We start from the raw sequence: 18,616 nt of genomic DNA, 5'->3' as shown, positions 1-18,616 counted from the left end.
GTATTTTATTTTCTTATTATAATGAGAGTTCTCATAATTGGGAAGAACTATTTTTAATTTTTTAAATATTTCGATTAAAAATGTTTTTTCACGTAAGATTATTTTACAATAGAATTGCATTTTAACTGTCCACTCCACGTGGACAAATACCTCTACTTTGTCTTTTCAGGGTGTCTGACACCCTCTTTGTGGTACACTATTGGCATAAATATAATAAGATAAAAGAGTCAGCAAACAGTCTAAATAAAGGGGACGCAGTGGCTGGTTTATTTCATCCAACCACTAATGTAACTTATATGAAAAATCGAGACATAGGTGGTCAATTGTTTACCTGGAGGAATATTTTACTGGTTTTTATTATTCTTGGGATTATTGCTTTCCTTCAATATACGAATTTATTTGAAGCAGTCCTGGAAGGTGACTTGCAGAGGATACAAGGATATGTTGGAAACAACTGGTTTAGAATTTTACTACTTTCTACGTTAATCATGATCATTCAAAACACTTTTACAATCATCCCTTTGTTGTTAGTTATCACCCTCAATGTAACCTTCTTTGGTTTTGTGTTTGGATTTTTGTGGAGCTGGTTAACAAGCATACTAGCTGCTATCGTTATTTTCTTCCTAGTTCGTTATTTATTTCAAAATCGGCTTCTTAATAAGATAGATAGAAAGCTTATCGATACAGTGGAACAAAGAGGATTTCTATATGTGTTTGAGGCTAGAATATTCCCTTTTATACCGACTAGCCTAGTGAATATTTTAGCGGGTGTAAGTTCAATTAAGTTTTCTAGCTTTTTATTCGGAACTCTGTTAGGAAACTTCATTTACTTTTTCGTTTTAGCACTCATTCCTGCTGGTTTGTTGTCATCATCGGTTAACGAATATATGCTTGGTGGAGTATTCCTCATACTGATCACCATTTTATATATTTACAGTAAAAAAAGAGTAACTAAGAGAACTTCTTCTAAAAACAGATAATCCGCAGTTCCTCCCTGTTTTTTAGGAATCTACTTACTTGATATCTCGTAGATTCCTCCCTCTACTTCTTCTCCACGCCGAATAAACACCGTTTTTCAAATCATACTAAATGCTAGACATTATTATGATTCGATCTACTGGAGGAACTAAATGAAACGGTATGACGATATAACAAATGACCAAGAAATTTGTATGCACTATAATACAGATACTAATCCCTATTATGGAGCGATTATTCCCCCTATTTTTGAAAATGCTTTATTTACTTATCCTTCCCATGAAAAGTTTATGGAAGCAGAAAATAATCAGGAGAATCATTATGTTTACTGGAGAGGAACAAATCCTACTGTAAGTATAGTTGAAAAAAAATTAGCTGATTTAGAACGTGGTGAAGAGTGTAAATGCTTTGCTTCTGGTATGGCTGCAATCACCGCAGCCCTGTTTTCTTCTGTTCAAGCAGGAGATCATGTTTTATGTATCAGCAATTTATATAAATCAACTATGGACTTACTTTCTTATATGGAAAAATTCAATGTGTCTTATTCAACCATTTATTCCACAAATATGGACGATATCAGAAAAGAAATATTACCAAACACGCGACTCATTTTTATAGAAAATCCAACGAATATGAACCATGAGATTGTTGATTTAGAAAAAATATCACATCTCGCAAAAGAGTTTAATATAAGGACAGTCATTGATAACACATGGGCCACACCACTGTTTCAAAAACCTTTGTTGTTTGGAATTGATATAGTTGTACACTCGGCTTCAAAATACCTAGGTGGACATGGTGACATTGTTGGAGGCGCTTTAATAACAAGTAAGCAGATGATGAAAAAGATTTTTGAAAAGGAGTACTTACTTTTTGGTGGTTCAATGGGGCCACATGAGGCAGCCTTACTCTTAAGAGGTCTACAGACTTTGCCACTTCGAATGAAGATTCACCAAGAGAATACGATTGCGGTTGCAAAATTTCTAGACTCTCATAAAGCTGTCAAAAAAGTAAACTACCCCGGACTTCCCCATTCCCAGGACAACCCCCTGGTTCAAAAGCAACTGACAGGATTTTCAGGTTTATTGACGTTTGAGCTAAAAGACGCTACTTTCGAGAAGGTTAAAGAAGTTATAAATAAAGTCAAAGTATTTAAAATCGGGGTTTCATGGGGCTCATTTGAAAGTTTGATTATGTCTTTAAACTTTGGAAATAATGAAAAGCAATTAATTGAAAAAGAACATATTAGTCCCGGTTTAATTCGACTGTCAATCGGGATGGAACCTGCTGAAAAGTTAATCTCTGATTTAGAACAGGCATTAAATAAATAGGAAGTAACACTCTAGAACTTTTCATTTGATCTTAAAAAGATTTTAAAAATTGTCAAATTTCACTTTCCTAATTAAAAATTGTGTGCAAAACTACTTTAGTCTGTAGTATGATTGGGAAATATAATTTACAACTAGGAGGATTACCTTGGAAAACAGCTTGATAGAAAAAAGAAAAAATCGTGGAATCTTACTTATTAGCTGTCCTGATAGACCCGGGATCGTTTCAAAGGTTTCAACTACTTTATTTGAACATGACTGCAATATTATTGATTCAAACCAACATTCAACCGATCCTGAAGCAGGTCATTTTTTCTTACGAATTGAATTTGAATGTCCAGACTTAGATAATAAGAAACATGCCATTGAACAATCAATCGAACTTTTATCTAATACATTTGAAATGAAGTATACATTTAATTATGGAAGTGACTCACAAAATCTAGCCATTTTTGTATCAAAGGAAAACCACTGTCTTTTAGAGTTATTACTAGAGTGGCAACGTGGTGATTTGTTAGGTGACATTAAATTGGTCATTGGAAATCACGAGGATTTAAGAGAGTATGTTGAGAATGTTAACATTCCTTTTTATTACTTACCAATTACTCGTGAAACAAAAGCAGAAGTTGAGAAAAAGCAATTGGAACTATTAAAAGAATTTAAAATAGATACCATTGTTTTAGCAAGATACATGCAAATTTTATCTCCAACATTTATTGAACACTATCCATATCAAATTATAAATATACACCATTCTTTCCTACCAGCATTTATTGGTGCGAACCCATATAAACGTGCCTACGAAAGAGGAGTAAAATTGATTGGAGCAACAGCTCATTACGTTACAGATGATTTAGACGAAGGGCCAATTATTGAACAAGACATTGAACGCGTGAAACATCATCATGAACTGTCTGACTTAAAAAAAATCGGAAGCCAGGTAGAAAGAAAAGTACTTTTAAAAGCGGTAAAATGGCATAATAGCCATAGAATCATCCCATTTGGGAATAAAACAATCGTCTTCGATTAAAAATTACTACAAGTAAACACCGGCATATTTCAACATATGCCGGTGTTTTTAATTATTCTACTAATGGATTTTTTCCTCGTTGAATTCCCCTATGAAGAATAAAATAGGAATCCTTCTTCTTGGCAAGCCTTTGTTCCGTCCGTACTTTTAAAATAGCTGTTTGCTGTTGCTTGTTTATTAATCTTGCAGCTTTTTTATTGATGATGATTGACACGCCCGTTTTAAAAGAAACAAGGGACTGTAGGTAGCTATATTGTACAATATCGTCAATATGTACAAGAGAAATCCATATACAGTGGTCACTAGATGGAGACTGGGTTGGAAACCAATACATGTTTAAAGGTGCACTAATAACTATTGGCACCATATGATAATTGCCTAGTACTGCTTTTGCCCCGTTTATCGCCCCTTCTAAGGTAAATCCATAGTAATTTAAGGTCTCCTCTAAAATTTTTTTTGGAGACTTCAAAACGATAAAGGATGCTTTCCCTTCCTGAACCATCGTACATACACGGTTATTTTGATCGATTTCAGGAATCATAAACAATGTTTCACTTGTTAAAATATAGCTATCAATGCTTTTCATCCACCAGTCCTCCATAATCACATAATGAGTTATTTATAGAAATATTATCCATATCTCAATCGTACTCTTCAATAACCGTTTCAATAGTTTTTAAATTAGCCTTAATTCATGTTATATTTTCTAACATACGGAATTTGACAAAAATAAAACAACCGCTATAATGTATTTTTCCTATCACTTTTTACCTATCAACCCTTTATTACTAGGTTAAAAGAACTAAAAATCAAGGTAGGTTAGTGAATTGAAATATTAACAAAATGTTCATAATATCTTTTTTTTATCAATTGGTGATATTACTAACATGGAATAGTTATTACAAAGTGGATTTTTACCTATAATAATGGTAGTATCAATGAAAGAATAGGAAGTGAATACATATGATAAAAATTGAAATACCTAACCCAGATGTCGTAATTACAAAGAAACGACAAGTAGGGGAACCAGTTGAAGCAGTAATTAGCAGTGAATATGGTTTTACTGATTATCACAAGATTCCAAGAGATAAAGGTGGAATTATACTTTTCTTTAATGCAAACGATGATTTATTGTTTGTTGGAAAAGCACGGAAACTTCGTCCACGAGTAAAAAAGCATTTTGAAGATCAAGTATCCCCTATTAAGAATCATCGGGATGAAGTATACAAGATTGCAGTACTTACTGTTGAAGACGCAACGGAAAGAGAAATTTATGAAACATATATTATCAATGAATTACAGGCTAAATATAATATTGATAAAGTTTTCTTCAAATAAAAGCAGTAAAAAACCCTTCAATCAAATGAAGGGTTTTTTAGTCTAGCTCTTCTTCTTTACTATTTTTCTTTTTTACAAAGCGATAAGCTAAATAAGCAATGTAAAGTGGAGTTGCTATGTAGATTAAATATGGGAATTGCTTATATGTACCTTTATAAATAACAAATAATAAACACCCTAGAAAAAGAGTTACAATGGTCCCGTATTTAGGTAATGGAACTTCCTTAAAACTTGGGATTCTTATCCGGCTTACCATTAAAAAACATAATCCCGTAAATACAACAGTTGTTATTACGTTTGGTATAAAATTACCAAATAACGTTAATAAGGCCAAGATTCCACCAGCTGCAGTAATTGGTACACCAATAAAATAATTCAAACTTGATTTCGTACTACTGATATTAAACCTCGCTAGTCGATATGCACCAAACAAAGGAAATAATCCAGCAACCATGATCCCTAACTTACCCAATTGATTTAAATATGTATAATACACTAAAAATGATGGTGCTACTCCAAACGTAACAATGTCAGCTAATGAGTCTAGCTCTTTCCCGAGTGAACTGTCAGCTTTAAGCATTCTCGCCAAGCGTCCGTCCATGCTATCTAACATCATTCCAATAAGGATTAAAATGGCAGCATTATTATATTCACCTTCTGCCGCAAAACCGATGGATAAAAAACCACAAAATAAATTTCCTAACGTGAACATATTAGGGATACTTTTTGTAAATCGCACTAGCTCCATCAACCTCCTTTGAGCCTTTTTTAACTTACGAACCTATTATACCATTTTCTTCTTTTATTCCTAGCTTCTATAAATTTTAAAGCCTAACACCCCTACGGAGTTAGGCTTTTCGTGAAAAAGGATAGTTACTCTACTGAGAAAGTAACGGATGCACTATAGGCTTTACCAGTCTTCGGAGTCATCCAAGCTGTTAATGTATATTTCCCTCTACTTAACTCAACATCCTTCACATTAATATCGTAAGACAGTTGATCTCCCCCAGAAAGAACTTCTTTCCCCACTACTTGTAAAAAGGACGTGACACTTGAAAATAAGAATACCACTTCTCCATTTGAATTCTTTATTGAATAATCAAATCTTTGAGAAGAAGTAAAGTCAAGAGTAATATCCTTTCCTGTTTCATTTATTACATGATACTGGAACAATAAAGGACTAACTTCTTGAATATGAGATATGACCTCCCCTTGTCCTGTTTCCATATTCCCCTCCTTTTGACCTGACGAAACCACCGGCTCTACTTCCCTTGCAGTACCACATCCAGCTAAAAAAAAGATAACAATTATGAACACAACGATTTTCCTCAAAATAAACACCTCATTTTGTCATGCTTTTACCTTATTAGTCGTCTTGAATTGTATTGAAGTTACAAACTAAGCTAGTGGTAAAAAAATAATATCTGTATATGATTATCTCCGTATTCCTCTTTCTTTTTCGAAAAAAACATGGTACTTTTACAGAATAGAATTATCATGAATATCATTAGTACTTTTTTACTAATTTTTCTATGCAAGAAAGAACAGGAGAACCTCATTGAAAAAGAATTTAATCATAATCTATTTCTTTTTTTGTTTTATTTATATTCTAACTTCTATTGTGATAACAGGTGATGTTTCTTCTAATAAGTTTACACACCTTCTAAAAGATATTCTCTTTGTCATTTTTAATTTGTTCTTTTTCTTTTTAATTGTTAAGAAAAGCCCTAAACTAAAAACGGTAGAAAAAGAAGAACAACAATTATCTACTCTCATTAACTCTATGGTAGACTTTGTTTGTTTTAAGGACGGAGAAGGACGTTGGCTTAAAACAAACAGCTTCGGACTTGAACTTTTTCAATTACAGAATGTGGACTATAAAGGAAAAACGGATACTGAATTGGCTGAATACAGCGAGTTCTACCGTGAAGCTTTGATTTACTGCGAAGAATATTCAGACCGTATTGCATGGGAAAATCGCACGATTACTAGATGTGAGGAAAAAATCCCTCTACCTGGAGGAGGAACTAAAACATTTGATACCATTAAACACCCGTTGTTCCATGCAGATGGATCGAGAAAAGGACTTGTAGTCATTGGACGGGATATTACAGAAAAAAAACAGGCTGAAGAACGGTTGGTACGTTCCGAAAAACTATCTGTAATTGGTGAGCTAGCAGCAAGTATAGCACACGAAATTCGAAACCCTCTAACCTCTCTTAAAGGTTTTGTTCAATTTGTTCGTCCAGCCGACCAGAAAAATGACAGATTTTACGAAATTATGCTCAGTGAACTAGAAAGAATTAATGATATCGTTAGTGAGCTCTTGCTATTGGCAAAGCCTCAAAAGGTGCAATTTTCAGAAACTGAAGTTAGTAACACCATTGAACATGTCATTTCCTTGTTAGAGACACAGGCTAATATGGTAAATGTGAATATAAACTTTATTAACAAACAACCATCTATGATCAATAGTGAAGAAAATCAAATTAAACAACTGCTTATTAATATTATAAAAAATGCCATAGAGGCTTCTAGTAACGGCGGTACGGTTGATGTCATACTTGATGTAAATGATGATGGAATGACAATGATACAGGTAATTGATAGCGGGTATGGAATTCCTGAACAGTCTATTAATCGCCTAGGAGAGCCTTTTTATAGTTCAAAGGAAAAAGGAACCGGTCTTGGATTAACGGTAAGCTTTAAGATTATTGAACAACATGGTGGGAATATTACCTATAAAAGTGACCCTAATAAAGGAACAACTGCAACCATTCTTTTACCTAGTTTGACTACTACACAGAATGAAAAAAATGTACTAACTACATCTTAGTATATTATTGAATACTTCTTCTCAAACTAAACCTGAGCATCAATCATGCTCAAAACTTGTGCCGGGAGTGGATAGCCATGAGTAGAAACAAGCTATTGGTACCTGGGTCAGAGAATGCACTGAATCAGATGAAAGAAGAGATTGCCAATGAGTTTGGAGTTCAACTTGGTGCAGATACAACCGCACGTGCAAACGGCTCTGTAGGAGGAGAAATGACCAAGCGTCTAATCCGAATGGCAGAGCAACAATTACGATCTTAGTCAGAGAGAAGCTCAGGAGTAGATCCCTGAGCTTCTCTTTTTCTTCCTTATGATATGATTGTACATAGTTATACAAATTTAGAAAATAATAACTTCTATTGGAGAAGTTTGATGATCGGAGGAAATGATGGAAATTTATCCACTTTTAGAAGTCGAAAAGCTCGCATTAAAAAAAGTAAAAACATATAAACAAAGCATTCTTCGTTATCTATTACGTAGTATGCTTGCAAGTATGTTCATTGGATTCGGGGTAATTGTGGCATTTAAAACAGGTGGCTATTTCTATAATGAGCACTCCCCTGTCGCTTATCCAATGGCCGCTTTCACATTTGGAGCAGCAATTATCTTAATTGCTTATGGCGGGGGAGATTTGTTTACAGGAAACACCTTTTATTATACGTATACCGCTCTAAGGAAAAAAATGAGTTGGAAGCATGTTTGGACTTTGTGGGGATTAAGTTACATAGGAAATATTTTAGGTGCAACCGCATTTGCTTTATTAATTTATGTAACGGGGTTATTTTCAGAGTCATCGGTAAATCATTTTTTGTTAAGTGTGGTTGAAAAGAAGATGCATGTTCCAACCACGGAGCTTTTCTTTAGAGCCATACTTTGTAACTGGCTAGTTTGTCTAGCTTTCTTCATTCCCATGTCTATGAAGGAGAATGGGGCAAAGCTATTCGTAATGATTTTATTTGTTTTTTGTTTCTTTATTTCTGGATATGAACACAGCATTGCTAATATGTGTACCTTTGCTATCGCACTTGTCTTAAATCATCCCGGGACGATCTCATTTGCAGGAGTCATTCATAACCTAGTTCCAGTGACCATCGGCAACCTTATTGGAGGAAGTATCCTGATGGGAGCTATGTATTATTACGTGAATCTTCCCTTTCTTGATGAGGACAAAACCCTTGAATAGGAGATTGGATACATGAATCACTACTTCACAGTTGGAATTGAATTAATTGTTGGATTTGTTGTTTTGTTTCTTTTAGCTAAACTATTAGGGAAAACTCAACTATCCCAGATTACTCCCTTTGACTTTATTTCCGCTCTTATTTTAGGTGAATTGGTGGGAAATGCAATATATGACCATGAAACGAGTTGGGTAGAAATCCTTTTTAGTACAGCTGTATGGGGGGGACTGATCTTTTTAGTCGAAATAATTACACAAAAGTTTAAAAGCACAAGGAAGTCTCTTGAGGGTGAACCTAATATCGTAATACATAATGGGATCATTAAATATCAAACATTAAAAAAAGCAAAGCTCGACATTAATCAATTACAGGCTTTAGTTCGTCAACAAGGGTATTTTTCTCTACAGGAAGTTCAATTTGCAATTCTAGAAACGAATGGAATGGTAAGTGTACTCCCGAAATCCCAGAACCGACCGCCCACTTTAGATGATTTAAACATCAAAGCAGAGCAACCTTCCATTCCTGTAACGTTAATCATTGATGGCGAAGTACTTTCTGGAAATCTTCACGAAGCAGGATTAGATGAACAGTGGTTAAAAGAGGAATTGTCAAAACAAAACTTTCATTCATTTGAAAAGGTTCTTTACGCAGAGTGGAAAAAAAACCAAGGACTATTTGCTATGTCTTATCAATAAATCAGGCTTTTATGAGCCTGATTTTGTTTTGTCCCCCCTTCTGGTTCTTCTTTCATGCAATCGTTTTCCTTTTAATTATGAATGAATGGTGACTCCCTGTCACAAAATTGTCGAAATTTAAGACGTAAAGAAAAATACTAAAAAACCCTTGATATATCAACATTTACCCCCTCAATTTACCCCTAACATTATTTTCCTTACTTTTTTTGTCACAAATTAATCTTATTTTACATGTTATTATCATCTACATAGTGGTAATTAGGAATGTAGAAAGAAGTTTACCTTACAAAGGTTAACAAAATAACTATTGTGAAAAAACGAACATTTTGTTATACAAAAATATTATTTTGTGGTAAACTCTAATTTTCCTTGTGAAACAAAACACAAACCCTGATTTCATATAAGAAGGAGATGAAACAATTGAAGTTGAAAATGCTAGTTCTATCCCTGGTTACAGCCGTACCATTACTTTTCTTAAGTGGTTGTGAGATGGTTGTATTTCAGCCTCAAGGACCAGTAGCTAGAAGCATCATGGAGTTAATTAATTGGTCTTTAATGTGGATGCTTTTAGTCGTAGTTGTCGTATTTGGCTTATTTGGCTATATTGTATGGAAATATAGAGAAAAGCCAGAAAACATGGGGTATGAGCCGCCAGAAGAACACGGTAGTACCGTATTAGAAATCGTCTGGACAGCCATTCCTATTTTGATCGTTATCGCTTTAACAATTCCTACAGTTACAACATTGTATGACTTAGAAGATGTTCCTGCAGGGTATGAGGAGAAAGAACCAGTCGTTATTCACGTCACGTCCGCAGACTGGAAATGGATCTTCTCTTATCCCGAAGAAGGTATTGAAACAATCAATTACGTGAACATTCCGGAGGACACCCCTGTACTGTTTAAATTAACATCTGCTGGAACGATGCAATCTTTCTGGGTTCCTGCTTTAGGTGGCCAAAAATACTCAATGAATAAAATGGAGACAGAACTATATTTAGTTGCTGATAATCCTGGTTCATATATGGGTAGAAACACAAACTTCAACGGTCGCGGTTACGCACAAATGGAATTTGAGGTACTTTCTCAAACCGATGAAGAATACGATGCTTGGGTTAAAGAAGTAAAAGAAACTGCTCCAAAGCTTACAGAAGAAAAGTACATGGAATTACTAAAACCGACACATCTTGGACGTTTAACTTATTCTAATACTCACTTAGCATGGATCAACCATGCCGATCACGATTCTGAGCTTGTGACAGACCCTGAAGACTATCGTTATCATGGGTACCAAGGAAAGATTTTCGACCAGGAAGATAAAAAGTCAAATGAAAAAGATACTACTGATGTAGAAAATAATGAGGAAGACCATGGAGGTGACCATAGTGGGCATTAAGTGGGATGAAATTCTGATTACGGGAGATCCAATTATCCTAGGTTCACAGATTGCTATTTTATTAACTTCTCTAGGTATTATTGGTGGTCTAACGTATCTAAAAAAATGGAAATGGCTATGGCGTGAATGGATCACCACTGTTGATCATAAACGTATTGGAATTATGTATATTGTAGCCGCTGTTCTTATGTTCTTCCGTGGTGGTATGGATGGACTAATGATGAAAGCTCAAACGGCTCGTCCAGAAATGAGCATCTTAGACTCACAGCACTATAACGAAGTATTTACTGCGCATGGTGTTATAATGATTTTATTCATGGCAATGCCATTCTTAATTGGTTTAATGAACGTTGTTATTCCGCTTCAAATCGGCGCAAGAGACGTAGCGTTTCCACAACTTAACGCTTTAAGTTTCTGGTTATTCTTCAGCGGTGCGATGCTGTTTAATATCGCGTTCGTTGTTGGTGGTGCACCAGATGCAGGATGGACTTCATACTTCCCTCTTGCAGGTAAAGAGTTTAGTCCAGGAATTGGGAATAACTACTATGCAATTTCTTTACAGATTGCTGGTCTAGGAACTTTAATGACTGGTATTAACTTTATCGTTACGATCTTAAAAATGCGTACAAAAGGCATGACATTGATGAGAATGCCTATGTTCACATGGACAACGCTAATCACTTCCGTTATTATCGTTGCTGCATTCCCTATTTTTACGGTTGCACTTGCGTTAATGACATTTGACCGTTTGTACGGAACACATTTCTTTACAGTTGCTGCTGGTGGGTCTGATATGCTTTGGGCTAACCTATTCTGGTTATGGGGACACCCTGAAGTATATATCGTTATCCTCCCTGCTTTCGGTATGTTTTCTGAAATTATTTCGACGTTCTCTCGCAAGCAGCTTTACGGTTACAAATCGATGGTCGTTTCAATCGTTGCCATCGCAGTACTAAGTATGCTTGTTTGGGTTCACCATTTCTACACAATGGGATCTGGCGCTCTAGTTAACTCATTCTTCTCTATCACAACGATGATGATTGCCGTTCCGACGGGTGTAAAAATGTTTAACTGGTTGTTTACGATGCGTAAAGGTCGAATTAAAATGACTACAGCAATGCTTTGGTCATTAGCCTTTGTTCCTAACTTTGTAATTGGAGGAGTAACCGGTGTTATGCTTGCAATGGGTGCTGCTGATTATCAGTACCATAACACTCTATTCTTAGTTGCTCACTTCCACTATGTATTAATACCAGGTGTGGTCTTTGCAGTTTTCGCTGGACTTTACTACTGGTGGCCAAAAATGTTTGGTTTTATGTTAAACGAAAAATTAGGAAAATGGCATTTCTGGCTATTTGTTATCGGTTTTAACGTAACATTTATGCCGATGTTCTTCTTAGGCTTAAACGGTGCCGTTAGACGTGCATATACGTACTCTGCTGAGTCAGGATTTGCACCTTTATTCATGCTATCAGCAGTTGGTTCCGTAATCTTAGCAGCAGGTTTCGCTGTATTCTGTTACAACATCTACTGGAGTATTCGATATGCAGATCGAAACATCTCTAGTGATCCTTGGGATGCTAGAACGTTAGAATGGGCGACATCATCCCCTGTTCAACACTATAACTTTGCTAAACTACCAGAAGTGAAATCTTTAGATGCATTCTGGTATATGAAAAAGAATAATGAAGGTATTACATTAAAAGACGAAGAAATAGAAGAAATTCATATGCCAAGCAACTCTGGTCTGCCGTTCCTAATGTGCGTGGCCTTCGGAATTGTTGGATTCTTCCTCATTTTCGAGTGGCATTTATTAGCTGCAGTATCTACTGTGCTTATTATTGCAGGATTGATTTATCGTTCATTTGATTACAATGATGGTTACCACATTCATAAGGACGAAATTAGAAAGACAGAAAGCACTTGGAAGAAAATGGAAGGCAAGGTGAATAATCATGTCAGCTAATGTGAACACTTCCCTCCCATTAGAATATCAAACAGAACAAAGCCGTATGAATATTTTAGGGTTCTGGATATTCCTTGGAGCCGAAATTGTATTATTTGCTACACTTTTTAGTGTTTACGGTGTACTTTATAAAAATTACGCAGGTGGCCCTACTCATCAAGATATTTTTATGATGAAAGAAGTAATGATTCAGACGGTCCTCCTTTTAACAAGTAGTTTTACAATGGGTGTTGCTATTTGGGAAATGCGCCGAAACAATAAGAAGGGCTTAATTGGCTGGTTTATTTTAACCCTACTATTAGGTGCAGGATTCCTATTCATGGAGATTAATGAATTTATTCATTATATTCATGAAGGTGCAACTATGCAAACAAGTGCCTTTCTTTCAAGCTTGTTTGTCCTTTTAGGAACACACGGTGCTCACGTTACCTTCGGGATTTTCTGGGCAACAATGGTTATCATTCAAATTGCCAAGCGTGGGTTAACACCTGTTACTGCTAGAAAGACCTTTATCATCGGTCTTTACTGGCATTTCCTTGATGTTGTTTGGATCTTTATCTTCACGTTTGTTTATTTAAAAGGGATGGTGTTATAGATGGAAAAAAGTACAGAACGTTTTCCGCTAACTCACGTCTTTGGATTCGTATTGTCACTAGTACTCACATTCGTTGCTGCATGGGTAGCACTTGAGATGAACTTGTCCTTTACGATTGTCATGTGGATTATAGGGACACTAGCTGTCATTCAAGCGGGTCTTCAATTGTTCATGTTTATGCATATGACAGAAGGAGAAGATGGCAAAGTAAATATCATAAATATTGCATTTATGGTATTCTGTGCTGTTGTTATCGTAGTTGGTTCTATCTGGGTGTTAACATCAGGGCATGCTGCTCATTAATAAAAACAAAAATCCGGCTTAATAGCCGGATTTTTTTATTTGCGCAATTCTCCCATTAAGGAAATAAATAAACCAAAACCGAACACCAACATGGATGAAGCCATAATACTAATGCTAATAGAAAGTGTATAACTCATTGTGATACCGCTTTCAAAAAAGCTGTATAAAAACAATAACGCCCCTATTACTAAACCAAATTTAGCAATTGTACTAATTGGACCTAACGCTCTACGTTGCATCTCATTCATATTATTTCATCCCCTTTATTTATATTTTAATAAAGTTCACAAATTTGTCAAATATTTTTTGAAAATTAGACACATTTAGGGCTTGTCTAGTGAAAAATTTCATTCTTATGAATGTTATTCCCCTCCCCTTGCATAAGATGTACAAGTTGTATCTTTGGACAATCCTAGTGAGTGGAGTGATACTGTGATTTACCTAAGTTATATTGTTCTTGGCCTAACATTAGCTGCCCCAATTGGGCCTGTAAATGCTGCAAGATTAGATAAAGGACTGAAGAATGGGTTCTGGCATTCATGGGCTGTTGGTGCAGGCTCTATGGTAGCAGATGGAATTTTTATGTTGACCGTGTATTTGGGAGTAGTTCATTTTCTAGATAACCCATTAATTCAAGTTTTTCTGTGGCTTTTTGGAGGATTTATTCTTATTTATAGCGGTATTGAAAGCATTGCCTCTGCCAACAAATTCACATTTGATTATCAGCGCAAAAATGAATCCGTTTTGCGTTGCTTCTTCATCGGATTTATCATGTCTATTTCAAGCCCTCTTTCCATATTATTTTGGTTAGGTATTTACGGATCAGTCCTCGCAAAAACAGCATCAAGCTTTGGGACAACCGATCTTCTGGTATACAGTTCCATGATATTCCTTGGGTTAGCCCTGTGGGATATTTTTGTTGCTGGTCTTACTAGCGTTTTTCGTAAATGGCTAAGCTTAAAGTACATCATTCTCACTTCTATTCTATCGGGGGTTTCGTTATTAGGTTTCGGAATATATTTTGCGTTTCAGGGGATAAAGGTATTGTTTTTTCAAGGGTAACTACATATGATTTTCGAAAAAAAATGGGTAAGGAAGCTCACAAATGAGCATAGAGAATGATTTCACATCGTATATATCAAAAAGAAGGTGAAGCATAATGCTTCACCTGCTTTTTGATTATAGTGGAAGTAATTCAATCGTATGTTTTGTCTTTAGTTCCTCTACCATTTGCAGCCATTGAACAGGCTTATTTGATAGTACACTGTAATAAGTTGTAATAAAATCAACTACTAAGTCAGAAGAAATCTCTTCCAATTGATCATCTAATGGCATGAAGCATAAGTCTAACCCTGCAACTGCTTCTCCATCGTTCTTCCATGAAGGATGCACGTAAGTAAAGTTTAGCTTTTTGTAACCTAGATGGGAAAGTACTTCCCTTCTTACAAACGGATCCATTGCTTTTACTCCACCGAATTCAAAATCGCCACGCTGGTATGGATCATAAATTTCAGCAAACATTCCGAACAGTTCTTTCCCATTTTCTTTAGCTAATGCAGTTAAGTCCCTTAAACGGTTTTGAGCTAGAAAGCGACCTAAGCTAAGACCTTGATGGCCAATAATGGTAAAATCCGTCATCGCAATATTCCAGTTAGGATAGTAACGATATTCCGTTGAGCCAACCACCTCTCCGTTGTGAACAGCTACGAATACTCGAATACTAGGATCCTCTAAAGGTTCCTTCCATAATTCAAACTCTAATACCTCTTCAGGTGGGAATACTTCCTTCATTAACTCATGCATCTTAACAAACAAAGGATCCTCAATGCTTGTAATACGAACGTAATCCATTCCTGTCACTCCTGTTCAAAAGTTTTATTTCCAGTCAGTATAAAGATCTGTTCTACGATCACGCCATGTCGTAACAGAACCCTTTTGCCTTACCTCATAGAGAAGATCTAAATCGAGGTCCGCGGTAACAATCATATCATCATTGATCTCCCCTTGAACCATAATTCCTTGTGGTGGGAAAGGAACATCATTAGGAGTGATAACAACTGCTTGACCGAAATTGCCACGCATAAAGTCAACCGTCGGTAAAGATCCAACCGTTCCTGTAAGCACCACATATATCTGGTTTTCAATTGCTCTTGCATGACTAGTATAGCGGACACGATGAAAACCGTGACGATCGTCTGTACATGATGGACAAAAAATGACATCAGCCCCTTTTGCTCTTGCCATTCGAACAATTTCTGGAAACTCTATATCATAACAGGTAAGCATCGCAATTCTACCTTTATCTGTATCAAACACTCGAAGTCCATCCCCAGCAGACATATTCCATTCTTCTACTTCCGTAGGAGTAATGTGAAGCTTTGCCTGTTCTTCTACTCTCCCATCTGGGTAAAACAAGTGAGCAACGTTAAAAAGCTTACCTTCCCTTTCTAATACATGTGTTCCTCCAATAATATGCATTCCCGTTTCAGATGCAAATTTCTTGAATAGATCTACATATTTTCCTGTAAACTTTGGAAGGTCATTTATGGATAAAGCATTCCCACTATCATCACCGATCGATAATAGCTGCGTGGTAAAAAATTCTGGAAAAAGTATAAAGTCAGAACCAAATTCCTGTGCTGTTTTAATGTAGTGCTCACACTGAGCGGCGAAATCATCAAATGATGAGATCGTATGTAAGTGATATTGAACAGCAGATACTCTATATTTCATAAAGCAGCAACTCCTTTGCTATATTACATAACCAATATTATGGATGAAAATTGAGAAAATCACAACTTTCATGCTCTATTTCCTGTTATTCTCTATAAATCGTAAAAAGCATCTTTACAGACTATCCTGAAAGTGCTAATTTATTAATAGTTTTATAAAGAAAGTGTCTACAAGAAAAACACAGGTGATTTAGGAGTTTCGTCAAAAAGAAGAGGTGAATCGATGGACAGCCAAATCATTCGTTTTATTAGAGAAAGCTACAGCATGACCCAAAGAGACTTTGCAAAGCTTGTAAACTGTAGCTACTCACTTATCGCCTTAGTTGAACTAGGAAAGCGTAATGTCACTAAAAATCTTGAGAATAAGATTGCAGAAGCACTTGACCTCGATCAAAAACAAATTGATTCTATATCACTAATAGTAAAGGAAATGGGTAACGGTCTTCCTCCATTTATGTAAAACACAAAGAAACAGTGGCTTCCAACTAGAAGCCACTGTTTCTTTATTGTTGTTGGAATTGTACTTGATGTAAATTTGCAAAAATTCCACCTTTTTCAATTAACTCATCATGTGTCCCTTGTTCAGCAATCCCTGCTTCTGTTACAACGACTATGCGATTGGCATTTCGAATTGTTGCTAATCGGTGCGCAATAATAAGTGTCGTACGATTCTTTGCAAGCTCGGATAGGGCTGTTTGGATAATCATCTCTGTTTCGGTATCCAGGGCGGACGTTGCTTCATCTAAAATTAATATAGGGGGATTCTTTAAAAACATTCTAGCAATGGCAAGTCTTTGCTTTTGTCCTCCTGAAAGCTTGAGGCCTCTTTCCCCTATTTGCGTTTCGTAACCGTTTGGTAAAGAAGCAATAAAGTCCTGAAGATGAGCTCGTCTCGCGGCGTCTTCCACTTCTTCCTGACTAGCATTTAATTTCCCATAAGCAATGTTCTCTCGTATCGTACCTGTAAAAAGAAATACATCCTGTTGGACTATACCGATATTAGATCGGAGAGACTTCTTGGTCATTAATCGAATGTCAATACCATCAATGGAAATCTCCCCACCTGTTACATCATAAAAACGAGGAATCAGTGAGCATATCGTTGTTTTGCCTGCTCCTGAAGGCCCAACGAATGCAACCGTTTCTCCCTCTTTTATTTGTAAATTGATGCCGTGTAAAATGCTTTTCGAGCTTTCGTATTGGAAATTCACATCCTCAAAGTGTATATTTCCCTTTAATGTGTCCACCTCGATTGCATCATCCTGATCCAATACATCTGGAGCAGTATCTATTAGTTCCAAAAATCGCTTGAACCCTGCCATTCCCTTTGGATAAAGCTCCATTATTGCACTAATTTTGTCAATTGGCTTAAACAAAACATTTACATATAGGATAAAACCTACAAGCTCCCCGTATGTCAGTTCACCTGAAAAGCTTAGCCATGCCCCATAGACTAATACAATAAGGACAAAGAAACGCGTCATCATATATATGCCTGAAAGACTAAAAGACATAATTTTGTAGGCAGAAAGCTTTGACAACCGAAACCGTTCATTATTCGATTTAAATCTATTAATCTCGAACTCTTCATTTGTAAATGATTGTACAACCCTAGCTCCTGATACACTATCCTCTACACGTGAGTTAACGTCAGCAATATCACCGTACATATTACTCCATGCTTTATTCATACGTAGATTACAGAACGTGATTAACCAAATTAAAAAAGGTACCATAAATACAGCAATTAATGCTAACTTGACATTAATCGTAAGCATAATCCAAAACGCTCCGATAAAAGTCATACAAGCAATAAAGATGTCCTCTGGACCATGATGAGCAAGTTCTCCAAGGTCGAATAAATCATTCGTAATCCTACTCATAATATGTCCTGTCTTCGTATTATCAAAGAATCGAAACGACTGTCTCTGAACATGTGTAAAGAGCTGTTGCCTCATATCTGTCTCAATATTTATTCCTAGCATATGTCCTAAATAATTGACAATATACTGTAAAAAGGTTGAGATAATATAAAATGTTAGTAATCCTAGACTGACAGAAACAATCATTGACCAATTACCACTTGGTAAAAGGGAATCTATAAACCATTGTACAGCGAGCGGGAAAGCTAGCTCTAATATTGCCACAAACACAGCTGCACTAAAATCAATCGTAAACAACTTTTTATGCGGTCGGTAATAACTAAAAAATCGACGAATCATAGATAGTCTCCTTATATA

21 protein-coding genes are annotated in these 18,616 nt (G+C 36.0%); 14 read left to right on the top strand and 7 right to left on the bottom strand.

Going from position 1 to position 18,616, the window contains the following annotated elements; all coding sequences use genetic code 11:
* The first annotated feature begins 257 nt into the window (after positions 1-257).
* From BKO01S_RS02300 to purU, 3 genes are all read left to right on the top strand, one after another.
* A complete protein-coding gene (locus tag BKO01S_RS02300) occupies positions 258-980 on the top strand; it encodes a TVP38/TMEM64 family protein (RefSeq protein ID WP_066048051.1) in 723 nt (240 codons plus the stop codon).
* 150 nt (positions 981-1,130) lie between these two features.
* Complete coding sequence (locus tag BKO01S_RS02295) at positions 1,131-2,309, top strand: trans-sulfuration enzyme family protein (protein WP_066048050.1); 1,179 nt, start codon at positions 1,131-1,133, stop codon at positions 2,307-2,309.
* Positions 2,310-2,454: 145 nt separating this feature from the next.
* Positions 2,455-3,336, top strand: coding sequence for a formyltetrahydrofolate deformylase (gene purU / locus BKO01S_RS02290; RefSeq protein ID WP_232311142.1), 882 nt, complete (start codon positions 2,455-2,457; stop codon positions 3,334-3,336).
* A gap of 52 nt (positions 3,337-3,388) precedes the next feature.
* Here the strand turns inward: purU and BKO01S_RS02285 are convergent, their stop codons facing one another.
* The gene (locus tag BKO01S_RS02285; protein ID WP_066048046.1) at positions 3,389-3,922 is read right to left on the bottom strand and encodes a competence protein ComK; all 534 of its coding nucleotides are present in this window, start codon (positions 3,920-3,922) and stop codon (positions 3,389-3,391) included.
* Positions 3,923-4,299: 377 nt separating this feature from the next.
* Here BKO01S_RS02285 and BKO01S_RS02280 point away from each other — a divergent pair, with 377 nt between their 5' ends.
* Positions 4,300-4,674 (top strand): nucleotide excision repair endonuclease, encoded by a 375-nt coding sequence (locus BKO01S_RS02280; RefSeq protein WP_066048044.1) that lies wholly within the window; start codon positions 4,300-4,302, stop codon positions 4,672-4,674.
* A 37-nt stretch (positions 4,675-4,711) separates the two neighbouring features.
* On the opposite strand, the gene pssA is transcribed toward BKO01S_RS02280, so the two are convergent.
* Complete coding sequence (pssA, locus tag BKO01S_RS02275) at positions 4,712-5,413, bottom strand: CDP-diacylglycerol--serine O-phosphatidyltransferase (RefSeq protein ID WP_066049504.1); 702 nt, start codon at positions 5,411-5,413, stop codon at positions 4,712-4,714.
* A gap of 134 nt (positions 5,414-5,547) precedes the next feature.
* On the bottom strand, positions 5,548-6,006 hold the full coding sequence (locus tag BKO01S_RS02270; RefSeq protein WP_066048042.1) for a BsuPI-related putative proteinase inhibitor: 459 nt from the start codon (positions 6,004-6,006) through the stop codon (positions 5,548-5,550).
* Positions 6,007-6,232: 226 nt separating this feature from the next.
* On the opposite strand from BKO01S_RS02270, the gene BKO01S_RS02265 reads away from it, so the two are divergent.
* The 8 genes from BKO01S_RS02265 to qoxD all read left to right on the top strand — a co-directional run bounded on the left by BKO01S_RS02265 (position 6,233) and on the right by qoxD (position 13,644).
* A complete protein-coding gene (locus tag BKO01S_RS02265) occupies positions 6,233-7,510 on the top strand; it encodes an ATP-binding protein (protein WP_066048039.1) in 1,278 nt (425 codons plus the stop codon).
* A 77-nt stretch (positions 7,511-7,587) separates the two neighbouring features.
* Positions 7,588-7,770 carry an alpha/beta-type small acid-soluble spore protein gene (locus BKO01S_RS02260; RefSeq protein WP_066048037.1) on the top strand — a complete coding sequence of 61 codons (183 nt, stop codon included), beginning with the start codon at positions 7,588-7,590 and terminating at the stop codon, positions 7,768-7,770.
* A 127-nt stretch (positions 7,771-7,897) separates the two neighbouring features.
* Positions 7,898-8,692, top strand: coding sequence for a formate/nitrite transporter family protein (locus BKO01S_RS02255; protein ID WP_066048036.1), 795 nt, complete (start codon positions 7,898-7,900; stop codon positions 8,690-8,692).
* Positions 8,693-8,704: 12 nt separating this feature from the next.
* Entirely contained in the window at positions 8,705-9,385 is a 681-nt protein-coding gene (locus tag BKO01S_RS02250) for a DUF421 domain-containing protein (protein WP_066048033.1), read from the top strand.
* Between the two features lie 411 nt (positions 9,386-9,796).
* Positions 9,797-10,780 (top strand): cytochrome aa3 quinol oxidase subunit II, encoded by a 984-nt coding sequence (qoxA, locus tag BKO01S_RS02245; RefSeq protein WP_198158751.1) that lies wholly within the window; start codon positions 9,797-9,799, stop codon positions 10,778-10,780.
* Positions 10,770-12,746, top strand: coding sequence for a cytochrome aa3 quinol oxidase subunit I (qoxB, locus tag BKO01S_RS02240; protein ID WP_066048031.1), 1,977 nt, complete (start codon positions 10,770-10,772; stop codon positions 12,744-12,746). Before qoxA ends, qoxB begins: the two co-directional genes overlap by 11 nt.
* On the top strand, positions 12,736-13,341 hold the full coding sequence (gene qoxC / locus BKO01S_RS02235) for a cytochrome aa3 quinol oxidase subunit III (protein WP_066048027.1): 606 nt from the start codon (positions 12,736-12,738) through the stop codon (positions 13,339-13,341). The genes qoxB and qoxC overlap by 11 nt, the downstream gene beginning before the upstream one ends.
* Entirely contained in the window at positions 13,342-13,644 is a 303-nt protein-coding gene (qoxD, locus tag BKO01S_RS02230) for a cytochrome aa3 quinol oxidase subunit IV (RefSeq protein ID WP_066048025.1), read from the top strand.
* 35 nt (positions 13,645-13,679) lie between these two features.
* Here the strand turns inward: qoxD and BKO01S_RS02225 are convergent, their stop codons facing one another.
* Positions 13,680-13,892, bottom strand: a complete 213-nt coding sequence (locus tag BKO01S_RS02225; RefSeq protein WP_066048023.1) for a hypothetical protein — start codon at positions 13,890-13,892, stop codon at positions 13,680-13,682.
* Positions 13,893-14,076: 184 nt separating this feature from the next.
* Here BKO01S_RS02225 and BKO01S_RS02220 point away from each other — a divergent pair, with 184 nt between their 5' ends.
* Positions 14,077-14,706 carry a LysE family translocator gene (locus BKO01S_RS02220; protein ID WP_066048021.1) on the top strand — a complete coding sequence of 210 codons (630 nt, stop codon included), beginning with the start codon at positions 14,077-14,079 and terminating at the stop codon, positions 14,704-14,706.
* A 117-nt stretch (positions 14,707-14,823) separates the two neighbouring features.
* Here BKO01S_RS02220 and BKO01S_RS02215 read toward each other — a convergent pair whose 3' ends face one another.
* Entirely contained in the window at positions 14,824-15,495 is a 672-nt protein-coding gene (locus BKO01S_RS02215; RefSeq protein ID WP_066048019.1) for a GNAT family N-acetyltransferase, read from the bottom strand.
* Between the two features lie 24 nt (positions 15,496-15,519).
* On the bottom strand, positions 15,520-16,377 hold the full coding sequence (locus BKO01S_RS02210; protein WP_066048017.1) for a carbon-nitrogen hydrolase family protein: 858 nt from the start codon (positions 16,375-16,377) through the stop codon (positions 15,520-15,522).
* Between the two features lie 222 nt (positions 16,378-16,599).
* Between BKO01S_RS02210 and BKO01S_RS02205 the strand changes: the two genes are divergently transcribed.
* Entirely contained in the window at positions 16,600-16,836 is a 237-nt protein-coding gene (locus BKO01S_RS02205; RefSeq protein ID WP_066048016.1) for a helix-turn-helix domain-containing protein, read from the top strand.
* A 43-nt stretch (positions 16,837-16,879) separates the two neighbouring features.
* On the opposite strand, the gene BKO01S_RS02200 is transcribed toward BKO01S_RS02205, so the two are convergent.
* On the bottom strand, positions 16,880-18,598 hold the full coding sequence (locus BKO01S_RS02200) for an ABC transporter ATP-binding protein (RefSeq protein WP_066048014.1): 1,719 nt from the start codon (positions 18,596-18,598) through the stop codon (positions 16,880-16,882).
* Between the last annotated feature and the right edge of the window lie 18 nt (positions 18,599-18,616).

Source organism: Robertmurraya korlensis NBRC 107688 (assembly GCF_001591645.1).
Classification (GTDB): Bacteria; Bacillota; Bacilli; order Bacillales; family Cytobacillaceae; genus Robertmurraya_A.
This window is presented reverse-complemented; position numbering and strand designations above follow the sequence as displayed.

Bases quoted from the DNA above. Each gene is read 5' to 3' on its own strand.
- BKO01S_RS02295 (WP_066048050.1), top strand. From the start codon at position 1,131: ATGAAACGGTATGACGATATAACAAATGACCAAGAAATTTGTATGCAC.
- BKO01S_RS02285 (WP_066048046.1), bottom strand. From the start codon at position 3,922: ATGAAAAGCATTGATAGCTATATTTTAACAAGTGAAACATTGTTTATG.
- BKO01S_RS02280 (WP_066048044.1), top strand. From the start codon at position 4,300: ATGATAAAAATTGAAATACCTAACCCAGATGTCGTAATTACAAAGAAA.
- BKO01S_RS02260 (WP_066048037.1), top strand. From the start codon at position 7,588: ATGAGTAGAAACAAGCTATTGGTACCTGGGTCAGAGAATGCACTGAAT.
- BKO01S_RS02255 (WP_066048036.1), top strand. From the start codon at position 7,898: ATGGAAATTTATCCACTTTTAGAAGTCGAAAAGCTCGCATTAAAAAAA.
- BKO01S_RS02250 (WP_066048033.1), top strand. From the start codon at position 8,705: ATGAATCACTACTTCACAGTTGGAATTGAATTAATTGTTGGATTTGTT.
- qoxA (WP_198158751.1), top strand. From the start codon at position 9,797: ATGAAACAATTGAAGTTGAAAATGCTAGTTCTATCCCTGGTTACAGCC.
- qoxC (WP_066048027.1), top strand. From the start codon at position 12,736: ATGTCAGCTAATGTGAACACTTCCCTCCCATTAGAATATCAAACAGAA.
- qoxD (WP_066048025.1), top strand. From the start codon at position 13,342: ATGGAAAAAAGTACAGAACGTTTTCCGCTAACTCACGTCTTTGGATTC.
- BKO01S_RS02225 (WP_066048023.1), bottom strand. From the start codon at position 13,892: ATGAATGAGATGCAACGTAGAGCGTTAGGTCCAATTAGTACAATTGCT.
- BKO01S_RS02215 (WP_066048019.1), bottom strand. From the start codon at position 15,495: ATGGATTACGTTCGTATTACAAGCATTGAGGATCCTTTGTTTGTTAAG.
- BKO01S_RS02210 (WP_066048017.1), bottom strand. From the start codon at position 16,377: ATGAAATATAGAGTATCTGCTGTTCAATATCACTTACATACGATCTCA.
- BKO01S_RS02205 (WP_066048016.1), top strand. From the start codon at position 16,600: ATGGACAGCCAAATCATTCGTTTTATTAGAGAAAGCTACAGCATGACC.
- BKO01S_RS02200 (WP_066048014.1), bottom strand. From the start codon at position 18,598: ATGATTCGTCGATTTTTTAGTTATTACCGACCGCATAAAAAGTTGTTT.